The organism is Burkholderia sp. AU28863, assembly GCF_002223195.1.
Taxonomy (GTDB): domain Bacteria; phylum Pseudomonadota; class Gammaproteobacteria; order Burkholderiales; family Burkholderiaceae; genus Burkholderia; species Burkholderia sola.
Window position 1 is genome coordinate 121,204 of record NZ_NKFE01000005.1, and the last position, 24,477, is coordinate 145,680.

Genomic DNA, 24,477 nt, shown 5'->3' on the forward strand with positions numbered 1-24,477 from the left:
CGCTCGGCGGCGCGTCCGCGTATAGTTGGAAAACGTTTTCCGTGTTAGGTCAGATCCAAGGAGATTCGATGAACGTCTCATCCACCGCCGCGCGCAAACCGTTCGGCCGCCTGCTGCTGACGGGCGCGGCCGGCAACCTCGGCCGCCAGTTACGCGGCGCGCTCGCCGACTGGGCCGACGTCGTGCGCGTCAGCGACATCGTGACGCTCGGCGACGCGGCCGCGCATGAAGAGCTGCGCGTGGTCGACCTGGCCGACCGGCCCGCCGTGATGGCGCTCGTCGACGGCGTGGACGCGATCGTCCACCTCGGCGGCATTTCGGTCGATGCGCCGTTCGACGATCTGGTCGGCGCGAACATCACCGGCACGTACAACCTGTACGAAGCCGCGCGCAAGCACGGCGTGAAGCGCGTCGTGTTCGCGAGCTCGAACCATGCGATCGGTTTCCACCCGGTCACGGAGGTGCTCGACGCCGATGCGCCGCTGCGCCCGGACAGCCTGTACGGCGTGACGAAGTGCTTCGGCGAATCGCTGTCGCGCTACTACTTCGATCGCTTCGGGATCGAGACGGTATGCCTGCGGATCGGGTCGTCGTTCGAGGTGCCGAAGAATCCGCGCATGCTCGTCACGTTCCTCAGCTACCGCGACTTCATCGAACTCGTGCGCTGCTCGCTGCTGACGAACCGCGTCGGGCACGCGATCGTCTACGGCGCGTCGGACAACCCGGTGAAGTGGTGGGACAACACGAAGGTCGGCTTCCTCGGCTTTCGCCCGCGCGACAGTTCCGAGCAGTTCGCCGGGCTGTTCCCGGTGACGGCGCCGACCGCCGATTACGACGATCCCGCGCAGCGGTTCCAGGGCGGCGGGTTCGTCGTCGGCGAGCCGATGGAGCGAACGGCGCCCTAAGCGTCGGCAGGCGTTGCCCGCGTCAAGGTTCAACGCAGAATGTCGGTCGCCTTGTGCCGCTCGTCGACGCCGTCGATCAGGATCAACGGGCCGCTCGCGTGCCGTGCGCGCAGCGGCTGGATCTGCCGGTACGCATCCGATTCGTACCACGCGCGCGCCGTGTCGAGATCGGGGAATGCGATCGCGATCAGGTCGCCGCGCCACACGCCTTCGCGTACCTCCGGGCGGGCGCCGTGAATCACGAAACGGCCGTCGTACGGCGCAAGCGTGCCGTCGATCCGTTCGATGTATTCGATGATGTCGTCGCACATGTCGACGTCGTGCAGGTGGGCGATGGCGTACGCGGTCATGGCGGGCTCCTTGGCGGGATGCGGTTCGAGAGTCGATGAAGCCCATGATCGCGACGCGGGCGGCGCGCGTCGATTACCCGCGACGTAAGCAAATCGGGGCAACCGCGCCCGCGTCGCGCTTCACTTCAGGCGCGCGGCCCGCATCGATCGATGGACGGCGCGGTGCAATCCCTCAGCACGATCCATCACGCCCGCTTGCGCGCCGGCCGCACGACAGGCGCGGGCGCCAGCGGCTCGTTCGCCTGCTCGCCCAGCCGGTCGAGCATCCGTTGCGCGGCGCCCGCGCAATCCTCGCCGGCCGGCTTGTTCTCGATCTCGCCGATCAGCGTTTCCAGATGCTGCCGGTTCTGCGCGAGACGCCGTTCGAGCAGCGCGATTTCGTCGACCTTGTGCCGCAGCGCGGCCAGCAGTTGATCGTGCGGCCATGCGCCGAGATCGGGCGGCAGCACCGCGCGGATCTCGTCGAGCGAGAAGCCCGCGCCTTGCGCGCGATCGATGATCGCGAGCCGCGTCAACGCTTCCGGCCCGTATTCCCGATAGCCGTTCGCCTGCCGACGGGCCGGTTCGAGCAGGCCGCTCGCTTCGTAGAAGCGGATGCGCGACGCCGCGAGGCCGCTCGCTTTCGCCAGTTCGCCGATTTTCATGTTGGTTCCAAAAGGGCTTGACCTTAAAGTTGACTTTAAAGTTATCGTGGGCCATCGTCAATCGAGGATCTGCCACCATGAATCTGTTTGCGCCCCTCACACTGCCCAACGGGGCGGTGATTCCGAACCGTCTGGCCAAGGCCGCGATGGAAGAAAACATGGCCGATGCGGACCACGCGCCGTCCGACGCGTTACTGCGCCTGTACCAGGCGTGGGCCGACGGCGAGGTCGGGCTGATCCTGACTGGCAACGTGATGGTGGACGGCCGCGCGATGACGGGGCCGAACGGCGTTGTGCTCGAAAGCGACGCGCATCTGGACCGTTTCCGCCGCTGGGCGCAGATCTCACGCTCGAACGGCGCGCATGTGTGGATGCAGATCAATCACCCGGGGCGCCAGATGCAGGCGGCGCTCGGCCAGACGACGCTCGCGCCGTCGGCCGTGCCGCTCGCGCTCGGCGCGCTGTCGAAGCAGTTTCCGGTGCCGAAGGAAATGACGGCAGCCGATATCGCCGACGTGCAGCAGCGTTTCGTGCGCGCCGCGCAGCTCGCGGAGCAAAGCGGTTTCACCGGCGTGCAGGTGCACGCGGCGCACGGCTATCTGCTGAGCCAGTTCCTGTCGCCGCTGACGAACCGCCGGCAGGACCAGTGGGGCGGCAGCATCGAGAACCGCGCGCGCCTGCTGCTCGACATCGTGAAGGCGGTGCGCGCGGCGGTGTCGCCGGCCTTCGTCGTCGCGGTGAAGCTGAACTCGGCCGATTTCCAGCGCGGCGGTTTCAGCGCGGACGACGCGAAGCGCGTGGTCGAACTGCTGAATCCGCTCGGCGTCGATCTCGTCGAACTGTCGGGCGGCAGCTACGAAGTGCCGGCGATGCAGGGCGAGGCGCGCGACGGCCGCACGCTGGCGCGCGAAGCGTATTTCCTCGAATTCGCGCGCGACATCACGGCCGTCGCGCGGATGCCGCTGATGGTCACGGGCGGCATCCGGCGCCGTGCGGTGGCCGAGCAGGTGGTGGACAGCGGCGTCGCGATGGTCGGCATCGCGACCGCGCTGTCGATCGACCCGAACCTGCCGCGCGACTGGCGCGCCGGCAAGGACAGCGCGCCGGTGCTGCAGCCGATCCGCTGGAAGAACAAGGCGCTGGGCGCGCTGGCGAACATGGCCGTCGTCAAGTTCCAGCTCACGCGATTGAGCGAAGGGCGCCGCACGCACCCGCGGGTGTCGCCGCTGCGCGCGCTGGTGCGGCAGCAACTGGCCGCGCAGTGCCAGACGCGGCGCTACCGGAAGTGGATGGCGGGGCGCGCGGCGGGCACGCGTGCGTGATGCCTCGACGCGAGCTGGCGATGCCGAAGGCTGACCGGCACGCCGCCGCGCATGTGCCGCCTTGCCCGGCGCGCGGCGGCATGCGTCCTCAGAACCGGTAGTTCGCCAGCACCTCGAACCGCCGGTCGTTGCCGAGCAGATACTGCGTTTCGTTGTAATACGCGGACTGCACGTAGCGGCGATTGAACACGTTGTACGCGCGGGCGGTGATCGTCGTATCCTTGCGCGGCTTCCACGCCAGGCCGAGGTCGACGGTCGTGTACGACGGCATCACGAGCTGGTTCGCGGTGTCGGCGAACCGCTTGCCGACGTACTTGACGCCCGCGATGCCCGTCCAGTCCGGCGCGAAGCGCCAGCTTACCCACAGGTTCGCGAGCCGCTGCGGCACCGACACCGGCACGTTGCCCGCGCGCGACACGGTCGTGCCGCCGGACGACTGCTGGAAATCGTCGTATTTCGCGCGCAGGATCGACACGTTCGCATCGACGCGCCAGTCCTTCGCGATCTCCGCGCCGACCGTCGCCTCGAGCCCGCGCGACGACTGCTGGCCGACCTGGATCGACTGGTTCGGGTTCACCGGGTCGGCGGTCAGCAGGTTGCCCTTCACGATCCGGTACGCGGCGAGCGTCCATTCCGCCTTGCCGTCGAGGAACGACTGCTTCACGCCGATCTCGATCTGCCGGCCGGTCGCGAGCGTGAAGTTCGCTTTCGACGCATTCAGCGACAGCAGCGAGCTGACCGGATCGGCCGCGACCGAATACTGTCCATACACGGCGAGGCCGGGCCGCACGTCGTACACGGTGCCGACGCGCCAGCCCGTGTTCGCGAACACCTTCGTGAACGCGCCGCCGTTCACGAGATCGTCGCGGTTCACGCTCGCATGGTCGTAGCGCAGACCGCCGATCACCGACCAGCGCGGCGTGATCTCGAGCCGGTTCTCCGCGAACAGCGCGTACTGGTTCGACTGGCTGCGGTACTTCGGAAACGTGCCGGCCGTGTTGATGAAACTGCCCGGATCGAAGTTGAACGGATCGACCGTCGACGTGCCCGCATACGGCGAGTTGTTGTCGTGCTGGAACGTCGTGTGGTTGAACTCGACGCCCGCCGAGAACGTGTTGCGCATGCCGAGCAGCGCGTCGCCGACGGTGGCCGTCGTCACGTTGCCGTATTGTTCCTGGTCGTGAAAGATCTCGGTGTAGCTGCTGCGCCGCACTTGCGCGCTCGACGGCAGGTACGTGTAGTACTCCGCATCCTTCCAGTGACGGTTGCTCTTCATCCGGTACAGCGTGCTCGTCACGTTCAGGCTGTCGCTCGGCTGCCAGTTCACCGAGACGGTGGCCCAGCTGTCGCGGAACGCGATGTCGGCGTCGCCGACGTTGTAGTTCTTCTTGTCGAGCGCGCGGTCACGCGCACCGTTGACGAGCGGCACGCCGAAATACTGCATCGGATGCAGGAAGCCCTGCGCATACGAGGCCGTCACGTACAGGTCGGGCGTCACGTCGTAGCGCAGCGCGCCGGAGATCGACAGGTTGCGCGAATTGCCGCGATCGACCCAGTTCGACGATCGGTTGCCGCTGATGTCGAAACGGTACGACAGCTTGTCGTTGATCGCGCCGCCGCTGCCGAACGCGGCCCGCGCGGTGCCTTCGGTGCCGCCGCCGACCTGCAGTTCGTTGCGGATCGGCGTGCGCGTCGGCTTCTTCGGGACGATGTTGACCACGCCGCCGATCGCGCCTTCGCCGTAGATCACCGAAGCGGGGCCGCGCAGCACGTCGATATGGTCGACCGACCACGTGTCGAACGGGAACGTGACGCCGATCGCGCCGTACGGGCGCACGCCGTCGTAGAGCTGCGTGACCGACGACGCGCCGACGAAGCCGCGCGCGGCGAGCTCCGAGTTGCCGTTGCCCGGATGCGGCGACGCGCTGATGCCGGCGGCGCGGCTCACGGCGTCGATGATCGAACTGTCGCCGCGCGTGTCGAGCGTCGCGCGGCTGATCTGCTCGACGCTCGCGGGCGTTTCGAGCGGCGACAGCCCGAGATGGCTGCCGGTGTCGAGCGGTTGCGTCAGTGTGGGCGCCTTCTGCGCGTCGACGCGAATCGGTGCGAGCGTGGCGCCGGTGCCGTCGACGCCGTTTTCCTGTGTTTGTGCCTGCCCGGCCGGCGACAGCGCCGCGAGCACGGCGGCAGGCAGCATCAATCTGAACTTCATTGTTTCGGTTTCCTTCGAATGGGGGAAGCGCTTGCGTTCATCACGCCGCGGCGCGCGCCGCGCGGCCGAACAGCAGCCGGTCGAGCAACCAGACCGCGACGATCGTCAGCCCCATCAACGGGAACACGATGCCGAGCAGCACGAGCCCGGCGATCCAGCCACGCATCGGCGGCGCGCCGCGTTCGCGCGACGGTGCGCCCAGCGTCCGGGCCGGGCGGCGCTTCCACCACATCACGGTGCCCGTGACGGCCATCGCGGCCAGCCCGAGCGACAACACCGCGCAGATGATCTGGTTCGCGAGCCCGAAATAACGGCCCATGTGCAGCGACGTGCCGTACGACACCGCTCGCGATACCGCGCCGTAGTCGTCATAGCGGATGTCCTTCAGTACCGCGCCGCTGTACTGGTCGACGTAGATCGTGCGTTCTGCCTTCGGGTCGGCGGGAAAGTACGACGCGGTGAACACGCCGTCCGTGCCGGCCGGCAGCGCGAGCGTGTAGCCGCTCGTCACGCCGAGCCCGGCGACGATCGCGATCGCGCGGGCCAATGGCAGCGGCGCGGGCGTCGGCGCGGATGGCGAATGCGGGACGGGCACGTTGCCGACCGCCCACGGCGTTTGCGGCAACGGCAGGTCGTCCATCACCATCCCGGGCATCGATTCGTCCGATTCGTGGTGATGGCCGGACGCGGCGGCGGCCGGCGCGCGCGCAGTCCCGGCCGCCGCGGCGGCGCCCGGGCGCGTCGAGCGCACCGACGCACCGCCCCACGCGCCTTCCGGCGCGCCGAGGTTTACGGTCGCGGCGAGCGCCTTGAAGTTCTTGCCCCACGAGCCCGACCACGGCAGCCCGGACAGGATGAACGCGATCGTGCCGGCCGCGAGCCAGATGCCGGCCGTCGCATGAAGGCTCTTCCACAGCGGCCGGCCGCGCAGCGACAGGTCGGGCTGCAGCGCGCGCCCGACGCGTGCCGCGCCGCGCGGCCACCACAGCGCGATGCCGGTGCCGATCATCACGAAGGTCCAGCAGGCGGCGAGTTCCATCAGCAACTCGCCGGTCTTGCCGAGCAGCAGCTTGCGATGCAGCATCCGGTCGACCTGCATGAAGCGGTTCTCGACGCTCAGCGTGCCGAGCACGCTGCCGTCGTACGGGTTCACGTACACGCTCTCGCGGCTGCCGTCGCGCAGCCGGAAAACATACTCGGCGCTGCGGTCCGGCGCGGAGGAAACTTGCACGGAAACCGGCGTTGCGCCTGCCGGCATCGCGGTGCGGGCGCGGGCGAGCAGCGTGTCGGCATCGAGCCGCGGCGTCGTGCGCGGTTCGACGACCAGCCGGTGCGGATACAGCAGCGGCTCGATCTGCGGCTGGAAGCAGTAGAGCGTGCCCGTGATCGCGAGGATCACGAGGAACGGCATCACGAACAGGCCGGCATAGAAATGCCAGCGCCAGAGCGTCCGGTAACCGGCGCTGGCGGAACGGGCGGGCGCGATGGCCCGATCGACGATGGTCGACATGGTGTGAACTCCTCGGCTTCGTCGAGCGGCGGGGCCGGCGCGGGCCGGCGGCCGTCAACGTGCGTCGCACCCGCGTGCATGCGTCGGCGCGGCAGGCGGCGCCGCGCGCTGCGCAAACGGAGCGCAAGGCGGCGTCGCCCGCGCGAAGCGGGCATGCGGGTGAACGCGTGAATCAGGTCGGGCGAAACGAACGGCGTGAACGTGCATGCACGTCGACGTGCATGCGTCACAGGGCGGAACGTTCAGCAGAACCGGGGAGGTGCGCGGGAGGGCGGGCGATCGTCGAATATCGATCGCACGAAAGGAGGACTGTAGCAGTGGACGCGGAAGCGCCGCGGCGGCGCCGCGGGAAACAGCAGCACCAGCAGCGCGAACGACGCGAGCGCGGTGAACAGCGCGGCGCCGAATGCGCACAGGCCGTCGCCGTCGCCGGAGGACGCGGCCTTGTCGGCGTGCGCGTCATGCTTGAGCGCGTCGACGAGCGCGAGCGCATCGTTGGCCGGCGTGATCGGCGCGCTCGCGTCGAAGCGGGCGGCCAGTGCGGCGCCGGCGACGATCAGCGGGCCGCGGCCCGAACACAGCACCACCGAGCCCGCCTCCGGACCGTCCGGATCGAGCATCACGGCGCCCGACATCAGCGCGCGGGACAGCAGCGTCACGAGGAGGAACCCCCACAGCAACTGTCGCGCGACGCCTGGCCGGAGCAGGAAGCGGCGAAGTGCGTTCATGGCGCGCGATTGTACCGCCGTTTGCGCGCGGGGGCAGGCGGGCCGTGCGTGTGCGGGAGCGAATCGCGCCTGGCCGGCGTGGCCGCGCCGGTCCGTGCGCGGCCTCCGGTCCGTTGCGCCGGCTCACACCGGATACGCGTCGTCGACCTTCAGGTTCGCGAGCCGGAACAGCGTGCGCAGCGTCTGCGGATGAATGTCGCGGTGCGCGGCGAGCGACGTCAGCATGAAGTCGAGCACCTTCGCGTAGCGGAGCAGCACGAGGCAGCGCGCGAGATCGGGCGTGCGACCGCGCATGTCTTCGGCGAGCGTGACCATTTGCGTCGACAGCGTGTGCGCCATCTCGAGTTCCATCTGCTGTTTTTCGGTCCAGTCGGGCAGCGGCTGTTCAAGCACCTTCGCGAGGAAGAGCTGGAACGACGAATCGGACGAGTTGGGCTGCGCATCCATGGAGAGCCTCGTTGCGTGTGCATATCGTACGGGCGGATCCGGGGGAGCGCCCGAGGGTGAATTCGTGTCCGCGCGGTACCGGGCGCGGCTTCTGCCCGAACGGAATGCAGATTCCGTACCAGCGCCGCCGGACGATTGTTGAGTAATGTTGAGCCGCGGTCCGGCATCGCTCGGCGAGTCCCGTCGGGACTGGATCGCGCAGGCGATCGAGGAGGGGGTCGATGGGCGGCAGGCAGACGGTATCGAACGCCGGAAGCGGCTCGACGACGCGAAATGCTTCACGGATGTAACGTAACGCGGACATCGGGCGCGTCGTGCGTTTCTGCCGGCGAAAGGCCGGAACGGCGCGTAGCGGGCGGTTCGGCCACACCGGCCGTGCGTTCGCGACGGGAAACGACTTCATGGAGCGCCCGTTGCCGCATCGCGCGAACCGGCAGCGCATGCGCCAGGTGTTTCAAAACAGAGACGGTCCGGGCGCGGCGATCGGTTGCATGGCCACACAACTGGCCCAGCGAATTGCCGCGCAATTGTCCATGGGCAGACGACGCAGGTTTGCCAACAATCTCCCGATCGTCTCCGCGAGGTTCGACATGAGCGTCCACGCCTTCTTCTCCGCCAACCTGCTGCTTGCCTACACCGCTTATTTCATCGGCACGGCGAGCCCCGGGCCGAGCAATCTCGCGATCATGTCGGTCGCCGCGAACCAGGGCCGCAAGGCGGCGCTCGCGTTCGCGCTCGGCGTGATTTCGGGGTCGATGTTCTGGGCGACGGTGGCGGCGCTCGGCGTCTCGGCCGCGCTGCTCGCGTGGTCGAAGCTGCTGGTGGCGATCAAGGTGTTCGGCGGGCTGTACCTGCTGTGGCTCGCGTTCAAGTCGGGGCGCACGGCGCTGTCGGGCCCGCTGGCGGCAGCGGCGAACGCGGCGCGCGAGCAGCGGCTGTCGCGCTTCTACGTGCGCGGCGCGATGCTGCACCTGACCAATCCGAAGGCGATTCTCGTGTGGGTGTCGATCGTCGCGCTGTCGTCGAACGGCGCGGGCGGCGCGCACGGCGCCGTCGTGCCGGGCTGCCTCGCGATCGGCTGTCTCGTGTTCGGCGGCTATGCGCTGGTGTTCTCGATGGACGGTGCGCGCCGGCTGTACGTGCGCGGGCGGCGCGCGATGGAAGCGTGTCTGGCCGTCGTGTTCGGGGTGGCGGGCATTCGGCTGCTGGTGACGAACGTCTAGCCGCACGGTGCGTGCCTGAAACCCTCCGCCGCACCGACGTGCGACGGAGGCGCCTGCATCGATCAAGCCCGCTTCAGAAAATGAAGCCCGTATTGATGAACTTCGAGTGGTGATCCGACACGATCGAATCGAGCAACTGCTTGCTGCTGTCGGTCTGCTTCGCCGCGACCATCGAGCGGATCGAGAACGCGCGCAGCGCGTCGCTCACCGACAGCGTGCCTTCCGCCGAATCCTTGCGGCCCGCGAACGGGAACACGTCGGGCCCGCGCTGGCACTGGCAATTGATGTTCACGCGGCACACCTGGTTCACGAGCGGATCGACGAGTGCGCCGATCTGCGCCGGATCCGAACCGAAGATGCTGACCTGCTGGCCGTGCTCCGACGTCGTCACGTAGTCGAGCGCGGTGTCCACGTCGTCGAACGGCGCGACCGGAATGATCGGCCCGAACTGCTCCTCGCGGTACAGCTTCATCCCTTCGGACACCGGATACACGACGGCCGGGTAGAACAGCGTCTTGCTGAACTCGCCGCCCGACTGATTGACGACGTGCGCGCCCTTCGCTTTCGCGTCGTCGATCGCATCCGTCATGTACGCGGTGCGGTGCATGCCGGGCAGCGGCGTGATGCTGACGCCCTTTTCCCACGGCATGCCGATCTTCAGCTGTTCGAGCGCGGCGGTGAAGCGCTTCAGGAATTCGTCGACGATCGAGCGATGCACCAGCAGCATCTTCAGCGCGGTACAGCGCTGGCCGTTGAACGACAGCGCGCCGAGCAGGCACTCCTTCACGGTGAGGTCGAGATCGGCGTCGGGCAGCACGATCGCCGCGTTCTTCGCGTCGAGGCCGAGGATCGCGCGCAGCCGGTGCGACTTCGGGTGCTGCTTCTTCAGGTGATCGGCCACCTTGCTCGAGCCGATCAGCGCCAGCACGTTGATCTTGCCCGATGCGAGCATGTGCGGCACGACCACCGCGCCCGGTGCGTAGATCGTATTGATCACGCCCTTCGGGAACGCGTCGCGGAACGCTTCGAGCAGCGGCTCGAACAGCAGCGTGCCGTACTGAGGCGGCTTGAACACCACGGTGTTGCCCATCAGCAGCGCGGGGATCAGCGTCGCGAAGGTTTCGTTCAGCGGATAGTTGTACGGGCCCATGCACAGCACGACACCGAGCGGCGTGCGGCGAATCTGGCCGATCGTGCCTTCCGCGATCACGAAGCGCGAGTTCGCGTTGTCGAGCTCCTTCAGCGCGTCGATCGTCTGCGTCATGTACGTGACGGTGCGGTCGAACTCCTTCTGCGAATCGGCGAGGCTCTTGCCGATCTCCCACATGATCAGGTTCACGACGAGTTCGCGCTGCGCGACCATCCGCTTGATGAAGTCCTGCATGCACGCGATGCGCTGTTCGACCTTCATCGTCGGCCACTCGCCGCGGCCGGCGTCGTACGCGCGCACCGCGGCGTCGAGCGCCGCGTCGCTTTCCGTTTCGCCCATCACCGGGTAGCTGCCGATCTCGACCTGCTCGACGCTGCCGTCCGCCTGCCGCACGCACACGGGCGACAGCACGGTCTTGGTCGCGCCGTCCCACGGTCGCAATTCGCCGTCGACGAGCGACACGCGCTGGTGAATCGGCGAAGCCAGCCGGAATTCGGCGGGGATGTCCTGTAATGCGGGAAACAGGTGCTGCAGGGAGGCGGAATCGGGCATGACGGTCTCGTTTGACGGGTGTCCGGGAAGGACGGGCGATGCGAATCCTGAACGGGATGATCCTCGATCCTGAATCGGCATCATGACGCGCACGCGACTCCTCGTCACGCGCGAATATGGCCGATTCAACGAATGGAACCAGTTCCATTTAAAAGGAACGCCGCAACGAATGCAACATGGCGGAAACCGCGTCGCAATTACCGTAAGCATTCGGAAAGACTGTTGCCGAATCGCCGGTATAACGGCCGGGGTGCAACCGCAAACGTTTTACTTCGCCCGAATTGAGCGGATAATGGCCCGACGCGGCGAGGAAAAAAATGCAGTGAACCTGAGAGCAGACGTAGTGAAGAACAGAAGAAGATCGCCGCACTGCCGATACGAGGTCGGCTGCCCGGAGCGCCGGGTCGGGGTTGCCCGGTCCGGCGCGCACCGGACTGTTGAATCCGCTCCGCCTGCATGACCCGATCCTTCGTGGTCCTTCCCGCTTCTCCGTCTCCATATCCCGATCCCGCTTTTTTACCGATCGTCGCCGCATGAGGCGACCGATCAATGCTTTCTTTTTCATTACATTCTGGCCGCCCGATTACCCGAAATGGAAAGGCATTCGTCAGGAATGCAGAGCGCGATGCGCGTTCACGTTGCGGGCAGGCGACACGTTGAAAATTAACTAAAAACACGAATCATTCTCGTTTATTATTTCGCCGCATTACCGGCCGTGACGGGGCGTCACGGCTTTTTTCGTGCCGGTTGCGCCGGCCGGCGGGCTGCCGTTCGCCGTTTTCTTCACCCCCCTTCTACGTTCACGATGAAACTCAACACGAGCGCGTGCCATGCGCTTCTGATCGCCACGTCGCTGGCCGGCGCCCGCACTTCGTTTGCACAAGCGGCCGACGCCGCGGCGACCCTCCCCGCGATTTCCGTCAACGCGGCCGCCGAGCATGCGTCGTACGACGGCGGCCATTCGCGCGCGGCGACCAAGACCGACATGTCGCTGATGGACGTGCCGCAGACCGTGAACGTCGTGCCGCACGCGGTGATCGAGGATCAGAACGCGACGTCGCTGCAGGACGCGTTGCGCAACGTGCCGGGCGTCGGCTTCTCGGTCGGCGACGGCCAGCGCGACCAGATCACGATCCGCGGCTTCAACAGCATCACCGACCAGTACGTCGACGGCATTCGCGACGACGCGCTGTACTACCGCGACCTGTCGAACGTCGATCGCGTGGAGGTGCTGAAGGGGCCGGCGGCGGTGCTGTACGGGCGCGGCTCGGCGGGCGGCATCGTGAATCGCGTGCTGAAGCGGCCGCAGGCGAACCCGGTGAACGACGTGGGCGTGACGCTCGGCACGCGCGGCGAGCGGCGCGGCGAATTCGACCTCGGCTGGAACGCGAACGACGCGGCGCGCTTCCGCATGACCGGCGCGGCCGAGAATTCGAACAGCTTCCGCGATCAGTTCCAGCTCAACCGGCAGGCGATCGCGCCGTCCGCGCAGTTCAAGCTCGACCGCGACACGGTGCTGAACGTCGAATTCGACTACCTGCACGACCGCCGCACGTCCGACCAGGGGGTGCCCGCGTATCGCGGCCGGCCGGTCGACGTGCCGATCAACACGTACTACGGGTCGGCCGACGGGGTGAACAGTTCGTACAACGACGTTTCCGCGAAAAGCGCGACGGTGTCGCTCGATCACCGCTTCAACGATTCGCTGTCGTTCCACGGCGCGATCCGCGCGTACGACTTCTCGCTCGAGCGGAAGAACTACGTGAACTACGAGCCGATCAAGACTGCCGCGCACCCGGTCGTCACGCTCGACCAGTCGACGCGCCAGCGCACCGATCACGGCATCGACGGGCTGTTCGAACTCACGCAGAAGACGTCGCTGTTCGGCATGCGCCACGAGCTGCTGTACGGGCTGGAGCTGTCGCAGCAGCAGAAGTTCGACACGATCTACAGCGTGACGAAGGTCGCGACCTACGATCTCTTCAATCCGCAGCCGGTCGTCCTGCCGGGCGTGCCGACCGGCACGCGTGCGAAGACGAACGCGTCGACCGTCGTCGGGCTCGCGGGTGTCTATGCGCAGGACCTGATCTCGCTGACCGAACACTGGAAGGTGCTCGCCGGCCTGCGCTTCGACTACCTGAACCAGATCCGCCACGACTACACGTCGTCGAACGTCAATCTCGACCGTACCGATCATGCGTGGAGCCCGCGCGTCGGGCTGATCTACGAACCGCTCGACTGGCTCACGCTGTACGGGTCGTTCAGCCAGTCGTTCTCGCCGCTGGCCGACACGCTGATCAGTTCCGGCGCGTTCTCGAACGGCGCCGCGCTCGCGCCGCAGAAGACCACCGCGTATGAAGTCGGCTCGCGCTTCGACCTCGGCGGCAAGGCGACGGCCAGCGTCGCGCTGTTCGACATGCGCCAGACCAACCAGCAGATCGGGGATCCGGCGAATCCCGGCTACGCGCTGCCGATCGGCACGCAGCACGTGCGCGGGATGGAGCTCGGCTTCACGGGCGAGATCGCGCCGAAGTGGTCGGTGTATGCGGGTTACGCGTACTTGAACGGTACGGTGGACGGTTCCGCGCAATCGACGGCGGCCGGCGTCGCGGTGTCGAGCAACACGCCGGGGCTGATGCCGCGCCACAGCGCGAACCTGTGGCTCAAGCGCGAGCTGCCGTACGGCTTCTACGCGGCGGCCGGCATGCAGTTTCAGTCGGCGCGCTATACGTCGGCGAGCGATCTCGTCACGCTGCCGTCGTTCACGGTGTTCAACCTGGGCGCCGGCTATCGCAGCAAGAAGGTCGACGTGACGCTCACGCTCGACAACCTGTTCAATCGCCGCTACTTCATCTCCGCGCACGGCAACGCGGACCTGTACAACATGCCCGGCGATCCGCGCACGCTGACCGCCACGGTGAAGTGGCACATGTAACGCACGCGGTGCGCGACGATGCGGGTCTTCGTCACGATGATCCGCGCTTCGCTGCCCATGATCCGCCCCGCGATTGATGTCTCGAGCATGACCGGCCGCGCCCGCGCGCTGTTTTTATCGTTGCTGGCGTGCGGCCCGCTCGCGGCCGGCGCGCAGACGATCCCGGCGGATGCCGAGCCGGCTTGCCATGCGATGCAGATCGACCGGACGATCACGCTGTCCGGGCGTTACGCGCTCGACTACGGCGACGAATCGATCGGGTCGGACGTGTGGTTCGAAGAGGACGACGCGTCGGCGGGGCGCTTGCCCGCCCGCTCGCAACGCGCGGGCGTGATCGTTTTCACGAACCAGCGCGAGGCGAGACGCGCGCTACGGCTGCCGGCCGTGCAACCCCGCGGCGTATGCCGGTTCGACGGGCGCGCGACGCTCGTGATCCGCGATCTGGAGACGGCGTGCCCGGGGCTGGAAACGCCCGATCGTGCGCGGCTGGTGAAGGTCGTGGCGGCCGACGTGCCGTCGCGGCATGCATGCGCAGCCGCCGCGCGATGACGCCGGTGCGACGGCGTCGTTACTCGACGTCCTCGTCGTCTTCCTCATCTTCCTCGTCGGCGTCGCGCGCATCGCGCTCCGGCGCCGCATACGCGCTCGCCTGTTCGAGCAGCCAGCTGCGGAACGATTCCAGCGGCTTGCTGTGGCTGAACTCGGTCGGATACACGAGGTAATACGCCGAATCGCCGACGGTTGCCGCGTCGCACGGCACGACGAGGCCGAGCTGCTGCAACTGCTCCTCGACGAAGAACTTCGGCACGAGCGCGACGCCGAGCCCGGCCGCGGCCGCGCTGATCAGCATCGTATGCAGTTCGTAGCGCACGCCCTGCATCGTGCGGATGTCCTCGACGCCGTGCGTCTCGAACCACTGCGCCCAGGCGCCGGGGCGCGTCGTCGAGTGGAGCAGCGGATACGCGAGCAGATCCTCGACGCGCTCGACCGGCCCGTTCAGCAGCGCGGGCGAGCAGATCGGCACGACCTCCTCGCCGAACAGATAGTCGGACGACGTGCCGGGCCAGGTCGGCTTGCCGTAGTGGATCGCGGCTTCGAAGTGCGTGTCCTCGAACGAGAACAGGTCGGTACGGCTGCCCATGTTCACGCGCACGTCCGGCGTGCGGTCATAGAAGCTCTTGATGCGCGGAATCAGCCAGTGCGACGCGAAGGTCGGCAGCACCGCGAGTTCCAGGTAACCGCCGCCGCTGCCGTGCGCGATGATCGACAGCGTGTCGCGGTCGAGCGCTTCCAGCGCGCGCCGCACCTGCGTGCCGTACAGCTTGCCGGCACGCGTCAGCACGACGCGCTGCTTCACGCGCGCGAACAGCCGCACGCCGAGGCTCGCCTCCAGCGTCGCGATCTGCCGCGACACCGCGCTTTCGGTCAGGAACAGCTCCTTGGCCGCGTGCGTGAAGCTCTCGTGGCGGGCGGCGGCTTCGAAAGCCACCAGCGCGCCCATGTTGGGGATCTTGAATTTGCGCATGATGCTCGATTGATCTGACGAATTGGCCCGCGGCGCCGGGTGACGCACCAGCGAAGAGCGGCTGATAATTCCAAAAACTCATCACGTCTCAATTTAATCTCGCTTTACGCCCCGCTGCAACCCTTTGAATAATGCTTCCCGTGCAAGGTCAGGCGCCCGCGGGCGGCCGGCCGACGAGTGGCCGGCACGATTGCCGGCGGGTCCCCCGACACGAGAATCCTGATGCGCAATCCGAATATCGACAGCTTGTTGACGAAGCTGCTGGGACAGGCGAAGACCGACGCCCTGTTCTCGACCCTCAACATGCCGGCCATCCTCGAGGAATGGGAAGACGGCATCGTGACGCGCGCGGAAATCGCGCAGGCGATGAACATGGCGCTGTTCGAAGGGCTGCTCGAGCGTTCGGCGAACGGCCGCGCGTATACGGCCGACGCGATCGAACGCGGCGGCTCCGTCTATTTCGACCACGGCGCGCTGCGCACGGTGCGCTGGCCGCACACGGGCGCGCTGCCGCCGGGGGAGGCCGCGTTCACGCGCATCCTGCGTCCGCTCGGCTTTCGCCTGAACGGCCGTTACCCGCTCGACAAGCTCGGCATGACCGGTCGCGCGTATGCGCATGAAGACGCGCCGGACGAAATCGCGCAGTTCTTCGTCAGCGAACTGCATCCGGAGCGCTTCTCGAAGGAATTCCAGCAGGCCGTGACGAACGTCGTCGGCTCGTCGCGCGATCCGCTGTCGCCGGCGGCCGTCGCGCTGCTGTGGGAAGTCGAGCGCGAAGGCTGGCTGTCGCTGGAAGCCGCGCACGCGCTGTTGCCGGAGATCGTCGGCGCGTTCGCGCGTCAGCACGACGTGCCGAGCGAACTCGACTACGAGACGCTGCTGATGGAGTCGGCGGAAATGGCGTGGATCGCGACCGAGGGCAATGCGTTCAATCACGCGACCGACCGCGTCGCCGACGTGTTCAAGCTGTCCGACGACGAGAAGGCGAAGGGGCGACCGATGAAGCCGGAAGTCGAGCGCTCGCGCTCAGGCCGCGTATTCCAGACAGCCTATCGCGCCGATACGGTCGAGCGCGAGTTCCGTACCCGCGACGGCGGCACGGTGAAGCGCAACGTGCCGGGTTCGTTCTACGAGTTCATCACGCGCAAGCGCACGTTCGATCAGGCAGCGCGTCGCTGGGTGACCGACCTGCGCTTCGACGCGGGCAACGCGCAAGGCATCTTCAAGATGACGGCAAGCGCGGCGAAGTAAGCGCGACGCATCGCATACCGCATCCAAAAGCAGACGGGCCGGCGGCTGGTTTCAGCCGCCGGCCCGTTTTCGTCGACGGGGCGTCGCGTGCATCAGAAGAGGTGCGTGACCAGATAAAACAGCACCAGCAGCCCGATCGGTACACCGAGCAGCCATGCGATCAGATATTTGCCCATGTCGTTGTCCTCCGCGTGGCCGCGACGCATTGCGCGTCGCGGCCGGGTGAGACGACTGGCGCGTTACAGCTCGCGGTCGAATTCCTTCAACTGCTTCTCGGCCTCGTCGCGCGCGATCCCGTAACGCTCCTGGATCTTCCCGGCCAGATAATCTCGATTGCCTTCCGCGACCGCGAGATCGTCGTCGGTCAGCTTGCCCCATTTGGCCTTCAGCTTGCCGGTGAGCTGTTTCCACTGGCCCTTGATCTTGTCTTCGTTCATGGTGTGCTCCTTGTGTAAGGGGAGAAAAGTGCGGCGGTCGGCCGCGGGATAGCTCAGGCCTTCGCCTTCAGGCCGGATGCGTCGACGTGCTTCACGCCCTTGACGGCGCGCGTCACGGCGACGGCCTTCTTCACGGCAGTCTTCGTCGGCAGCACGCCCGTGAGCGTGACGACGCCGTCCACCGTCTTCACGCTGATGTCGGTGCTCTTCACGCCATCGGTCGTGGCGAGTTCGCCCTTCACCTTGGTCGTGATCCACGTATCGGTGACAGGCTGGTTCGATTCGGTCGCCATGCCGCTGTCGGTCGACGAGGCCTGGGCGTGCGCGTTCGTGAGCGGGGCGGCGGAAAGCAGGAAAGCCGCGCTGACGGCGAGCAGCGTCGAAAGGTGCGAGGTCTTGTTCATTGATGTTCTCCTTCGATTGGCGGGTTGAATCAATTACTCTGAGCACGGATCGTTCCCGTGCACACCCGCGCGTTAGCGGGCGATCGGCGTGTCGTAGCCGGGTTCGCGCGGCGGCATGTCCGGGCGCGGTACGTCGGGCGGCAGCGGCACCGGCGGATCGGTGCCGGGCGCCGGTTCGGGCGGATGGTCCGGGGCCGGCTCGGGCCGCGTCGGATCGGGTGTCTGTTGCAATTTCATCCGGTGTCCTCCTCTGCGGTATGAAAGGGCGGCGCATAAGCGTCGATGCAGTACCAGCGTACCGACGCGAACGCGAGCGGACATCGCGCAAATTCACCTGATCGGCTAGTGCGTTTGCACCGGGGGACGGAACGTACGGGCGGGTACACGACGTGACCATGACCCGGGCAATGCGGCGTGAACGGCGCGCGGGTCGCACTGTGCCGCTTGGCGGGGCGCCGCACGAAACGCGGGCGGCGTGCGAATGTACTATTCGAGATAGTGCATCCGCGCCTGTCGCGCCGTTGCGCCGCACGTGATCATCGCCGCACCCGCCGGCCGGCGCGTGACGCTGCGACGGGCGCCCGGCCGGCGCACTGTTGACGCTCATGTTTGACGACAGGGACAACGAATCGATGAACGAACCAGTAGACGAACAGGTGCTCAAGTCGCATACCGACCGGCGCCAGCTGCACCAGATCATCGCGGGGCTCACCGAGGGCGTGATCCTGATCGAGCCCGACCAGCGGATCGTCTGGGCGAACGAGGCCGCGCTCGCGATGCACGGCGTGACCGAGTTGAAGGCGCTCGGCGCGGACGTCACCGAATATCGCGAGCGGTTCCGGCTGCGCTACCGGAACAACCATCCGGTGCGCGACGGCCACTATCCGATGGATCGCGTGATCGCCGGCGAGGAGTTCAGCGACGTGACGGTGGAGGTCGAATCGGCCGCCGACGAGTCGTTGAGCTGGGTTCACCGCATCCGCAGTCTCGTGCTGACGAACGCGGCCGGCGCACCGGACTGCCTCGCGCTCGTGCTGCACGACGCGACCGAATGGGCGAGCGCCGAGGAGCGGTTCGAGCGCACTTTCAACGCGAATCCGGCGCCGGCCGTGATCTGCCGGCTCGACGACTTGCGCTACGTGAAGGTCAACCAGGGCTTCCTCGACATGACGGGCCACGCACGCGACGACGTGCTCGGCCGCTCGGTATACGAGGTCGACGTGCTCGAACAGGCCGAGCGGCGTGAGCTGGCGATCGAGCGGCTCGGCGAAGGCGCGACGATCCCGCAGATGGAAGCCGTGCTGAAACTGGCCGACGGCAGCACCAAGGCGGTGGTCGTCGCCGGGCAGCCGATCGACATGAACGGCGAGGCGTGCATGCTGTTCACGTTCATGGATCTCGAGCCGCGCAAGCAGGCCGAGCGCGCGTTGATGCAAAGCGAGGAGCGCTTCGCGACGGCCTTCCGGATGGCGCCGGTCGCGATGGCGATCGTCACGGCAGACCGTTTCGAGCTGCTCGACGTGAACGACGCGTTTGCCGCGATGACGGGCCACGCGCAGGCCGACCTGCTCGGCAAATCCGCGGACGAGATCGGGCTGTGGGCCGAACGCGGCGTATGGCCGCGCATCGAAGGCCGGCTCGTGCGCGACGGCAACGTGCGCAACGCGGACGTGCAGATCCGCACGCGCGACGGCGACGTCCGCGATTGCGTCGTGTCGGCCGACCCCGTCGCGATTCACGGGCGCGACTGCCTGCTCGTCGCGCTGCTCGACATCAGCGACCGCAAGCGCACCGAGATGGAGCTCGTCTATGCGATCGAGACCGCGATGCAGGATGCGTCGTGGTTCAGCCGCACGCTGATCGAGAAGCTCGCGAACGTGCGGCGCGCGAATGCGCCGGATGCGGGCGCGCAGCTGTCCGACCTGACCGCGCGCGAGCGCGACGTGTTCGACCTGCTGTGCCATGGCCTCGCCGACAAGGAGATCGCCGGTCGCCTCGGGCTGGCGCCGAACACCGTGCGCAATCACGTCGCGACGATCTACGCGAAGCTCGACGTGCACAGCCGCGCCGAGGCGATCGTCTGGGCGCGCGAGCGCGGGATCGTCGGCGCGGCCGCGGCCGAAGCGAACGGCGCGCGTGGCGACAAGGGCGGCGCCAAGGACAAGGACTGACGGTGTTCGGGTGCGAATGCACCATGCGCACTGGTGCATCCGCATCTGCCGCGCGCGGCGCCGGCTTGCGATCCTGTCCGCTCGGCGGTGCCGCGCAGGCCGCTGCATTGCCGGCTTTCCTCAACCATCGCAGGAGAAGACCATGGACAGGAATCGCATCGAAGGCAAGCTCAAGCAGGTCAAGGGTTCGGTCAAGGAAGCACTCGGCAAGGTGACGGGCGACCGCGAGATCGAAGCGGAAGGCGTGGCCGAACAGCAGGCCGGCAAGCTTCAGGAGAAGGCCGGCGAGGCGGCCGATGCGGTGCGTCACCACACGGGCACCGATCGGCACTGACCGATGACGCGGCGCCGGCCGTCGGCGTCGCGAAGGCCGGACGGCGTCGCGACGATGATGCGTTGCCGGCATGACCGCGCCGGCCTTTACTCGGCGAAGCGACCGCCATTTCCCCTCGGAGCACCTCCATCCACGGCCCACTGTCGCACGGGCCGCGGATCGGCCATCAATCCGGAACTTGATGATAAATCCTCACAACGTAGTTCCGATATTTCGTTTGCGGCACGGGTATTGGCTACCCACAATCCCTTCACCTCTTTCGCGATGAAAGGTTCTTCGGAGACGGAACCGCGGTGATCGGCGAGCCGGTCGCGCGCATTGCGCGTCGGCAGCACAAGACATCACCGGCGCGCAGGAGGTTGCCGACGCGTGCCGATCGCGCGTTGCATCCCGACTCTCACAAGAAGGACTGCCATGACGTTCCGCATTCGTTCGCTTTCCGGCGTCGCACTGACCGCCGTGCTTCTCGCGTCTCAGACGGGCGCGGCCCATGCGCAGGAGACGATCGTCAAGGTCGGCGTGGCCGGCCCGCTGACGGGCGGCGGCGCCGCGTACGGCAAGGACATCGAGAACGGCGTGCGCATGGCGGTGGACGAAGCGAATGCCGCGCGGACGACCGTCGGCGGCAAGCCGGTGAAATTCGTCGTCGCGTCGCAGGACGATCAGAGCGATCCGCGCACCGGCGTGCAGGCCGCGCAGCAGCTCGCCGACGCGCAGGTGGCCGTCGTGATCGGGCACTTCAATTCGGGCACGACGCTGCCCGCGTCGAAGATCTACGCGAAGGCCGGCATTCCGATGATCACCCCGTCGGCGACCAATCCCGACATCACGCGCGCCGGGCTCGACAGCGTGTACCGCGTGATCGCGACCGACACGCAGAACGCCGGCAATGCCGGTACGTATGCCGCGAGCGTGACGAAGGCGAAACGCATCGCGATCATCGACGATCGCACCGCGTTCGGCCAGGGCGAAGCCGACGAATTCGAGAAGGCCGTGAAGGCGAACGGCGGCACGATCGTCGCGCGCGAATTTACGAACGACAAGGCCGTCGACTTCAGCGCGCAGCTCACGAAGATCAAGAGCGCCAACGCCGATCTCGTGTTCTTCGGCGGCCTCGACGCCCAGGCCGCGATGCTCGTGAAGCGCATGCGCCAGCTCGGCATTCGCGCGCAGTTCCTCGCGGGCGGCGGCGTGATGAACGCGAATTTCATCAGGCTCGCCGGCAACGCGGCCGAAGGCGCGTCGGTGTGGGAATACGGGCAGCCGCTGTCGCGTCTCGCGAAGGGCAAGCTGTTCGAAACGAAATTCAAGCAGAAGTACGGCGTCGACATGCTCGCGTATGCGCCGTTCGCGTACGACGCGACGTGGATCGCGATCAACGCGATGCAGAAGGCGAACTCGACGAAGCCGGCCGATTTCAACGGCGCGCTGAAGGGCACGCGCTACGACGGCATCACCGGCACGATCGCGTTCACGAGCACGGGCGACCTGAAAAACCCGAGCTCGACGCTGTATGAAGTGAAGAACGCCGCGTGGCAGCCCGTCACGACGAAATCGGCGGACTGAACGCACCCTGCGCGCGGACTTTCGCGGCGATGCCGGACGTGCTGAAATAGCCGAAGCGATCGCCCGCGAAGCTTGCCCCGCGACGCCGCGCGAGTCGCGGCACGCATCACCCACAGGCCCTGAGCCTTTTACGTGCAATCGGAGTCAGTCGTGAGTTCTCAAGTCGTCATCGTCGGCGGTGGTGTGATCGGCAGCTCGATCGCTTATTTCCTGCGCGCCACCGATCCCACGGTCGCCGTGACCGTCATCGAGCGCGACCCCACCTATGCCAGATCGTCGTCAGCGCTGTCGGCCGCGTCGATTCGCCAGCAGTTCTCCACGCCGCTGTCGATCGAGATGTCGCTGTTCGGCATCGATTTCCTGCGCACGATCGGCGAACGGCTCGAAGTGGACGGCAACCGGCCGTCGATCGATCTGCACGAAGGCGGCTACCTGTTTCTCGCGACGCCGGCCGGCGACGCGACGCTGCGCGAGAACCACGCGCTGCAGACGCGCCTCGGCGCCGATATCCGGCTGCTGGACGGCGACGCGCTGCGCGCGAAGTTTCCGTGGCTGAACGTCGACGATCTCGTGTCGGGCGCGTACGGAGCCAGCGGCGAAGGCTGGTTCGACGGCTACGGGCTCGTGCAGGCGCTGCGCAAGAAGGCGCAGGCGCTGGGCGCGCGCTACGTGCCGGCCGACGTGAAGGACGTGGTGCGCGACGGCCGCAAGATCACGCATGTCGTGACGGGCGACGGCGAGCGCCATGCGTGCGACACGCTCGTCAACGCGGCCGGCGCATGGACGCGCACGCTGTCGGCGATGATGGGCATCGACATCCCGGTGTATGCGCGGCGGCGCAGCATCTTCAACGTATCGTCGCCGGCGAAGCTCGCCGATTGCCCGCTGCTGATCGATCCGACCGGCGTGTATTTCCGGCCGGAAGGGCGCACGTATATCTGCGGTACGTCGCCGAGCCCCGATCGCGACCCGGACGACCTGCCGCTCGACGAAGTCGACCACGACCTGTTCGACGACGTGATCTGGCCGACGCTCGCGCACCGCGTGCCGGAATTCGAGGCGCTGCGCGTCGAGAATTGCTGGTCCGGTTACTACGAGTACAACGTGTTCGATCACAACGCGATCATCGGCTACCACCCCGAACTCGACAACGTCGTGTTCGCGAACGGCTACAGCGGCCACGGGCTGCAGCAGGGGCCGGCGACCGGGCGCGGCGTCAGTGAACTCATTCTGGGCGGGCGTTACGACACGCTCGACCTGTCGTCGCTTGGCTGGGCGCGTGTGCTGGAAAACCGGCCGATCGTCGAAAAGAACGTCGTGTAGTGTCGTGCGGCGTGACCGCCCGGTATGGGGTGGGCGGGATTCTCCTTGTGTCTCAAACCCGTTGGCCCGACGCTGTCGGGCCTTTTTTCGTTGCGTGCGTCAGCCGGCGCCGTAGACGGCATCGCGCAGATCGAGCGTGTACTGCCCGTTCATCCCTTCGTAGAGCGTGTTCGACAGCGACACGACGGTGAGCCCGCGTGCGCGATCGACGAACCACGAATGACCGTAGACGCCGCCCCAGCGCCACGTGCCGACGGATTCCGGCGACGCGGCCGCCTGCGGGTCGCGCAGCACCGAGAAGCCGATCCCGAAACCCGCGCCCGGCAGGTCCGGCAATTCGAAATCGCCGGTCTGCACGCGTCCCATCTCGTCGACCAGTTCGGCCGGCAGGATCGAGCCGCCGCCCGCGCGCAGCGTGTCCAGCACCGTCAACACGTCACCCGCGGTGCCGACCATTCCGGCGCCGCCCGACGGGAACGCTTGTGCATTCAGCGCGCGCGACGGCGAGTACGTGACGCCGACGAACCCTTCGTCGATGGGCACCGTCTCGTTCTCCGCGAGCCGGTGCGGCCGCGGCGTGTCGTTCACGTATGGCGTGGCGAGCCGCGCGGGATCGCGTGCGACGAAGCCCGTGTCGCGCGCGCCGAGCGGGCGCAACACGAGCGCATCGATCGCGTCGGCGAGCGGCACGCCGCAGACGGCTTCGATCAGCGCGCCGATGACGTCGATCGACAGCGAATAGTTCCAGTGGGTGTCGGGCGCGAACAGCAGCGGCACGCTTGCGATCCGGCGCAGGTTTTCGGCGAGCGTGATCGAGGCGCCGTCGAGCCCGTCGGAGATGCCCGCACGCGCATAGGGGCCGTTCGCGTCGGTTTCGTTGAAGCGATAGTCGAGGCCGGCGGTATGCACGAGCAACTGGCGCACCGTGATCGTCGGCACGCTGCCATCGGGCAGCGCCGGGCGGAATTCGGGCAGCCAGCGCGTGATGGCTTCGTCGAGCGACAGCTTGCGTTGCGCGACGAGCGCCATCGCGGCCGCCGAGACGATCGGCTTCGTGACCGACGCGAGCCGGAACTGCGTGTCCTCGCGCATCGGCGTACGCGATTCGCGGTCCGCGAACCCGGCCGCGCGACGATAGACGAGCGCGCCGTCGCGAGCGACCAGGACGACCGCGCCGACGAGGCGTTGCGTATCGAGCTGGCGGGACAGGACCGCGTCGATGCGCTCGGCGAGCGCGGGATCGGTTGACGACTGCCGTGACGATGCGGGAGAAGGGGTCATCGTAAATTCCGTCGTGAAGGGGGCTGGTCGACATGTTAGGCGGCTGTTGCCTTACGCGTCGTTAATCCTTACACGGAACAGGGCGATGTGCGCGGCACGGGCCGGCCTCGACGAATACCGAGCCTGGGAGCCGACAAAAATATGCGCCAATCGGCCGGCGGCGTTCGTTAGAATCGGCTTTCGTCGAGGAAATGACGCAGTTGCATG

Annotated in this window: 24 protein-coding genes; 10 read left to right on the plus strand and 14 right to left on the minus strand. The window is 67.2% G+C overall.

The features are described from left to right. The first annotated feature begins 68 nt into the window (after positions 1-68). The gene (locus tag CFB81_RS17035; RefSeq protein WP_089435935.1) at positions 69-905 is read left to right on the plus strand and encodes an NAD(P)-dependent oxidoreductase; all 837 of its coding nucleotides are present in this window, start codon (positions 69-71) and stop codon (positions 903-905) included. A gap of 29 nt (positions 906-934) precedes the next feature. Here CFB81_RS17035 and CFB81_RS17040 read toward each other — a convergent pair whose 3' ends face one another. Continuing rightward, the gene (locus CFB81_RS17040) at positions 935-1,255 is read right to left on the minus strand and encodes a DUF1330 domain-containing protein (RefSeq protein WP_089435936.1); all 321 of its coding nucleotides are present in this window, start codon (positions 1,253-1,255) and stop codon (positions 935-937) included. Positions 1,256-1,440: 185 nt separating this feature from the next. Further along, positions 1,441-1,899, minus strand: coding sequence for a MerR family transcriptional regulator (locus CFB81_RS17045; protein ID WP_089435937.1), 459 nt, complete (start codon positions 1,897-1,899; stop codon positions 1,441-1,443). A gap of 77 nt (positions 1,900-1,976) precedes the next feature. On the opposite strand from CFB81_RS17045, the gene CFB81_RS17050 reads away from it, so the two are divergent. After that, on the plus strand, positions 1,977-3,221 hold the full coding sequence (locus CFB81_RS17050; RefSeq protein ID WP_089435938.1) for an NADH:flavin oxidoreductase/NADH oxidase family protein: 1,245 nt from the start codon (positions 1,977-1,979) through the stop codon (positions 3,219-3,221). A gap of 88 nt (positions 3,222-3,309) precedes the next feature. Here CFB81_RS17050 and CFB81_RS17055 read toward each other — a convergent pair whose 3' ends face one another. From CFB81_RS17055 to CFB81_RS36145, 5 genes are all read right to left on the minus strand, one after another. Then, positions 3,310-5,433 (minus strand): TonB-dependent siderophore receptor, encoded by a 2,124-nt coding sequence (locus CFB81_RS17055; RefSeq protein WP_089435939.1) that lies wholly within the window; start codon positions 5,431-5,433, stop codon positions 3,310-3,312. A gap of 40 nt (positions 5,434-5,473) precedes the next feature. Continuing rightward, positions 5,474-6,943, minus strand: a complete 1,470-nt coding sequence (locus CFB81_RS17060) for a PepSY domain-containing protein (protein WP_089435940.1) — start codon at positions 6,941-6,943, stop codon at positions 5,474-5,476. 242 nt (positions 6,944-7,185) lie between these two features. Continuing rightward, entirely contained in the window at positions 7,186-7,671 is a 486-nt protein-coding gene (locus CFB81_RS17065) for a hypothetical protein (RefSeq protein ID WP_089435941.1), read from the minus strand. A gap of 123 nt (positions 7,672-7,794) precedes the next feature. Next, entirely contained in the window at positions 7,795-8,118 is a 324-nt protein-coding gene (locus CFB81_RS17070; protein ID WP_050018102.1) for a hypothetical protein, read from the minus strand. 278 nt (positions 8,119-8,396) lie between these two features. Further along, positions 8,397-8,720, minus strand: a complete 324-nt coding sequence (locus tag CFB81_RS36145) for a hypothetical protein (RefSeq protein WP_179235994.1) — start codon at positions 8,718-8,720, stop codon at positions 8,397-8,399. On the opposite strand from CFB81_RS36145, the gene CFB81_RS17075 reads away from it, so the two are divergent. Next, a complete protein-coding gene (locus CFB81_RS17075) occupies positions 8,709-9,341 on the plus strand; it encodes a LysE family translocator (RefSeq protein WP_089435942.1) in 633 nt (210 codons plus the stop codon). The genes CFB81_RS36145 and CFB81_RS17075 overlap by 12 nt on opposite strands. A 73-nt stretch (positions 9,342-9,414) precedes the next feature. On the opposite strand, the gene CFB81_RS17080 is transcribed toward CFB81_RS17075, so the two are convergent. Together CFB81_RS17080 and CFB81_RS17085 are read right to left on the minus strand one after the other, a co-directional pair. Beyond that, entirely contained in the window at positions 9,415-11,043 is a 1,629-nt protein-coding gene (locus CFB81_RS17080) for an NADP-dependent glyceraldehyde-3-phosphate dehydrogenase (protein ID WP_069618973.1), read from the minus strand. 148 nt (positions 11,044-11,191) lie between these two features. After that, the gene (locus CFB81_RS17085) at positions 11,192-11,608 is read right to left on the minus strand and encodes a hypothetical protein (RefSeq protein WP_179234917.1); all 417 of its coding nucleotides are present in this window, start codon (positions 11,606-11,608) and stop codon (positions 11,192-11,194) included. Positions 11,609-11,848: 240 nt separating this feature from the next. Between CFB81_RS17085 and CFB81_RS17090 the strand changes: the two genes are divergently transcribed. Both CFB81_RS17090 and CFB81_RS17095 read left to right on the plus strand, forming a co-directional pair. Further along, the gene (locus CFB81_RS17090; protein WP_069618972.1) at positions 11,849-13,978 is read left to right on the plus strand and encodes a TonB-dependent siderophore receptor; all 2,130 of its coding nucleotides are present in this window, start codon (positions 11,849-11,851) and stop codon (positions 13,976-13,978) included. An 87-nt stretch (positions 13,979-14,065) separates the two neighbouring features. Next, positions 14,066-14,527: a hypothetical protein gene (locus tag CFB81_RS17095; protein ID WP_089437041.1), complete on the plus strand. Its 462-nt coding sequence runs from the start codon at positions 14,066-14,068 to the stop codon at positions 14,525-14,527. A gap of 19 nt (positions 14,528-14,546) precedes the next feature. Here CFB81_RS17095 and CFB81_RS17100 read toward each other — a convergent pair whose 3' ends face one another. Continuing rightward, positions 14,547-15,503, minus strand: a complete 957-nt coding sequence (locus CFB81_RS17100; protein ID WP_089435944.1) for a LysR family transcriptional regulator — start codon at positions 15,501-15,503, stop codon at positions 14,547-14,549. Between the two features lie 222 nt (positions 15,504-15,725). Between CFB81_RS17100 and CFB81_RS17105 the strand changes: the two genes are divergently transcribed. After that, positions 15,726-16,754 carry a DUF1338 domain-containing protein gene (locus CFB81_RS17105; RefSeq protein WP_089435945.1) on the plus strand — a complete coding sequence of 343 codons (1,029 nt, stop codon included), beginning with the start codon at positions 15,726-15,728 and terminating at the stop codon, positions 16,752-16,754. Positions 16,755-16,993: 239 nt separating this feature from the next. On the opposite strand, the gene CFB81_RS17110 is transcribed toward CFB81_RS17105, so the two are convergent. From CFB81_RS17110 to CFB81_RS36150, 3 genes are all read right to left on the minus strand, one after another. Then, entirely contained in the window at positions 16,994-17,191 is a 198-nt protein-coding gene (locus CFB81_RS17110; RefSeq protein WP_034205539.1) for a CsbD family protein, read from the minus strand. Positions 17,192-17,244: 53 nt separating this feature from the next. Then, entirely contained in the window at positions 17,245-17,595 is a 351-nt protein-coding gene (locus CFB81_RS17115; protein ID WP_069618968.1) for a BON domain-containing protein, read from the minus strand. 72 nt (positions 17,596-17,667) lie between these two features. After that, the gene (locus CFB81_RS36150) at positions 17,668-17,832 is read right to left on the minus strand and encodes a hypothetical protein (protein WP_162838130.1); all 165 of its coding nucleotides are present in this window, start codon (positions 17,830-17,832) and stop codon (positions 17,668-17,670) included. Between the two features lie 395 nt (positions 17,833-18,227). Between CFB81_RS36150 and CFB81_RS17120 the strand changes: the two genes are divergently transcribed. From CFB81_RS17120 to CFB81_RS17135, 4 genes are all read left to right on the plus strand, one after another. Beyond that, positions 18,228-19,766, plus strand: coding sequence for a helix-turn-helix transcriptional regulator (locus CFB81_RS17120; protein ID WP_069618967.1), 1,539 nt, complete (start codon positions 18,228-18,230; stop codon positions 19,764-19,766). A gap of 142 nt (positions 19,767-19,908) precedes the next feature. Continuing rightward, complete coding sequence (locus CFB81_RS17125; protein ID WP_089435946.1) at positions 19,909-20,100, plus strand: CsbD family protein; 192 nt, start codon at positions 19,909-19,911, stop codon at positions 20,098-20,100. Between the two features lie 414 nt (positions 20,101-20,514). Further along, on the plus strand, positions 20,515-21,666 hold the full coding sequence (locus tag CFB81_RS17130; RefSeq protein ID WP_089435947.1) for a branched-chain amino acid ABC transporter substrate-binding protein: 1,152 nt from the start codon (positions 20,515-20,517) through the stop codon (positions 21,664-21,666). A gap of 150 nt (positions 21,667-21,816) precedes the next feature. Then, on the plus strand, positions 21,817-22,989 hold the full coding sequence (locus CFB81_RS17135; RefSeq protein WP_089435948.1) for an FAD-binding oxidoreductase: 1,173 nt from the start codon (positions 21,817-21,819) through the stop codon (positions 22,987-22,989). Positions 22,990-23,088: 99 nt separating this feature from the next. Here the strand turns inward: CFB81_RS17135 and CFB81_RS17140 are convergent, their stop codons facing one another. After that, entirely contained in the window at positions 23,089-24,270 is a 1,182-nt protein-coding gene (locus CFB81_RS17140; RefSeq protein WP_089435949.1) for a serine hydrolase, read from the minus strand. Positions 24,271-24,477: the final 207 nt, after the last annotated feature.

Bases quoted from the DNA above. Each gene is read 5' to 3' on its own strand.
- CFB81_RS17100 (WP_089435944.1), bottom strand. From the start codon at position 15,503: ATGCGCAAATTCAAGATCCCCAACATGGGCGCGCTGGTGGCTTTCGAA.
- CFB81_RS17060 (WP_089435940.1), bottom strand. From the start codon at position 6,943: ATGTCGACCATCGTCGATCGGGCCATCGCGCCCGCCCGTTCCGCCAGC.
- CFB81_RS17055 (WP_089435939.1), bottom strand. From the start codon at position 5,433: ATGAAGTTCAGATTGATGCTGCCTGCCGCCGTGCTCGCGGCGCTGTCG.
- CFB81_RS17105 (WP_089435945.1), top strand. From the start codon at position 15,726: ATGCGCAATCCGAATATCGACAGCTTGTTGACGAAGCTGCTGGGACAG.
- CFB81_RS36150 (WP_162838130.1), bottom strand. From the start codon at position 17,832: ATGAAATTGCAACAGACACCCGATCCGACGCGGCCCGAGCCGGCCCCG.
- CFB81_RS17125 (WP_089435946.1), top strand. From the start codon at position 19,909: ATGGACAGGAATCGCATCGAAGGCAAGCTCAAGCAGGTCAAGGGTTCG.
- CFB81_RS17075 (WP_089435942.1), top strand. From the start codon at position 8,709: ATGAGCGTCCACGCCTTCTTCTCCGCCAACCTGCTGCTTGCCTACACC.
- CFB81_RS17090 (WP_069618972.1), top strand. From the start codon at position 11,849: ATGAAACTCAACACGAGCGCGTGCCATGCGCTTCTGATCGCCACGTCG.
- CFB81_RS17070 (WP_050018102.1), bottom strand. From the start codon at position 8,118: ATGGATGCGCAGCCCAACTCGTCCGATTCGTCGTTCCAGCTCTTCCTC.
- CFB81_RS17130 (WP_089435947.1), top strand. From the start codon at position 20,515: ATGACGTTCCGCATTCGTTCGCTTTCCGGCGTCGCACTGACCGCCGTG.
- CFB81_RS17050 (WP_089435938.1), top strand. From the start codon at position 1,977: ATGAATCTGTTTGCGCCCCTCACACTGCCCAACGGGGCGGTGATTCCG.
- CFB81_RS17035 (WP_089435935.1), top strand. From the start codon at position 69: ATGAACGTCTCATCCACCGCCGCGCGCAAACCGTTCGGCCGCCTGCTG.
- CFB81_RS17110 (WP_034205539.1), bottom strand. From the start codon at position 17,191: ATGAACGAAGACAAGATCAAGGGCCAGTGGAAACAGCTCACCGGCAAG.
- CFB81_RS17095 (WP_089437041.1), top strand. From the start codon at position 14,066: ATGACCGGCCGCGCCCGCGCGCTGTTTTTATCGTTGCTGGCGTGCGGC.
- CFB81_RS17065 (WP_089435941.1), bottom strand. From the start codon at position 7,671: ATGAACGCACTTCGCCGCTTCCTGCTCCGGCCAGGCGTCGCGCGACAG.
- CFB81_RS17085 (WP_179234917.1), bottom strand. From the start codon at position 11,608: ATGAAAAAGAAAGCATTGATCGGTCGCCTCATGCGGCGACGATCGGTA.
- CFB81_RS17080 (WP_069618973.1), bottom strand. From the start codon at position 11,043: ATGCCCGATTCCGCCTCCCTGCAGCACCTGTTTCCCGCATTACAGGAC.
- CFB81_RS17045 (WP_089435937.1), bottom strand. From the start codon at position 1,899: ATGAAAATCGGCGAACTGGCGAAAGCGAGCGGCCTCGCGGCGTCGCGC.
- CFB81_RS17040 (WP_089435936.1), bottom strand. From the start codon at position 1,255: ATGACCGCGTACGCCATCGCCCACCTGCACGACGTCGACATGTGCGAC.
- CFB81_RS17120 (WP_069618967.1), top strand. From the start codon at position 18,228: ATGAACGAACCAGTAGACGAACAGGTGCTCAAGTCGCATACCGACCGG.
- CFB81_RS17140 (WP_089435949.1), bottom strand. From the start codon at position 24,270: ATGACCCCTTCTCCCGCATCGTCACGGCAGTCGTCAACCGATCCCGCG.
- CFB81_RS17115 (WP_069618968.1), bottom strand. From the start codon at position 17,595: ATGAACAAGACCTCGCACCTTTCGACGCTGCTCGCCGTCAGCGCGGCT.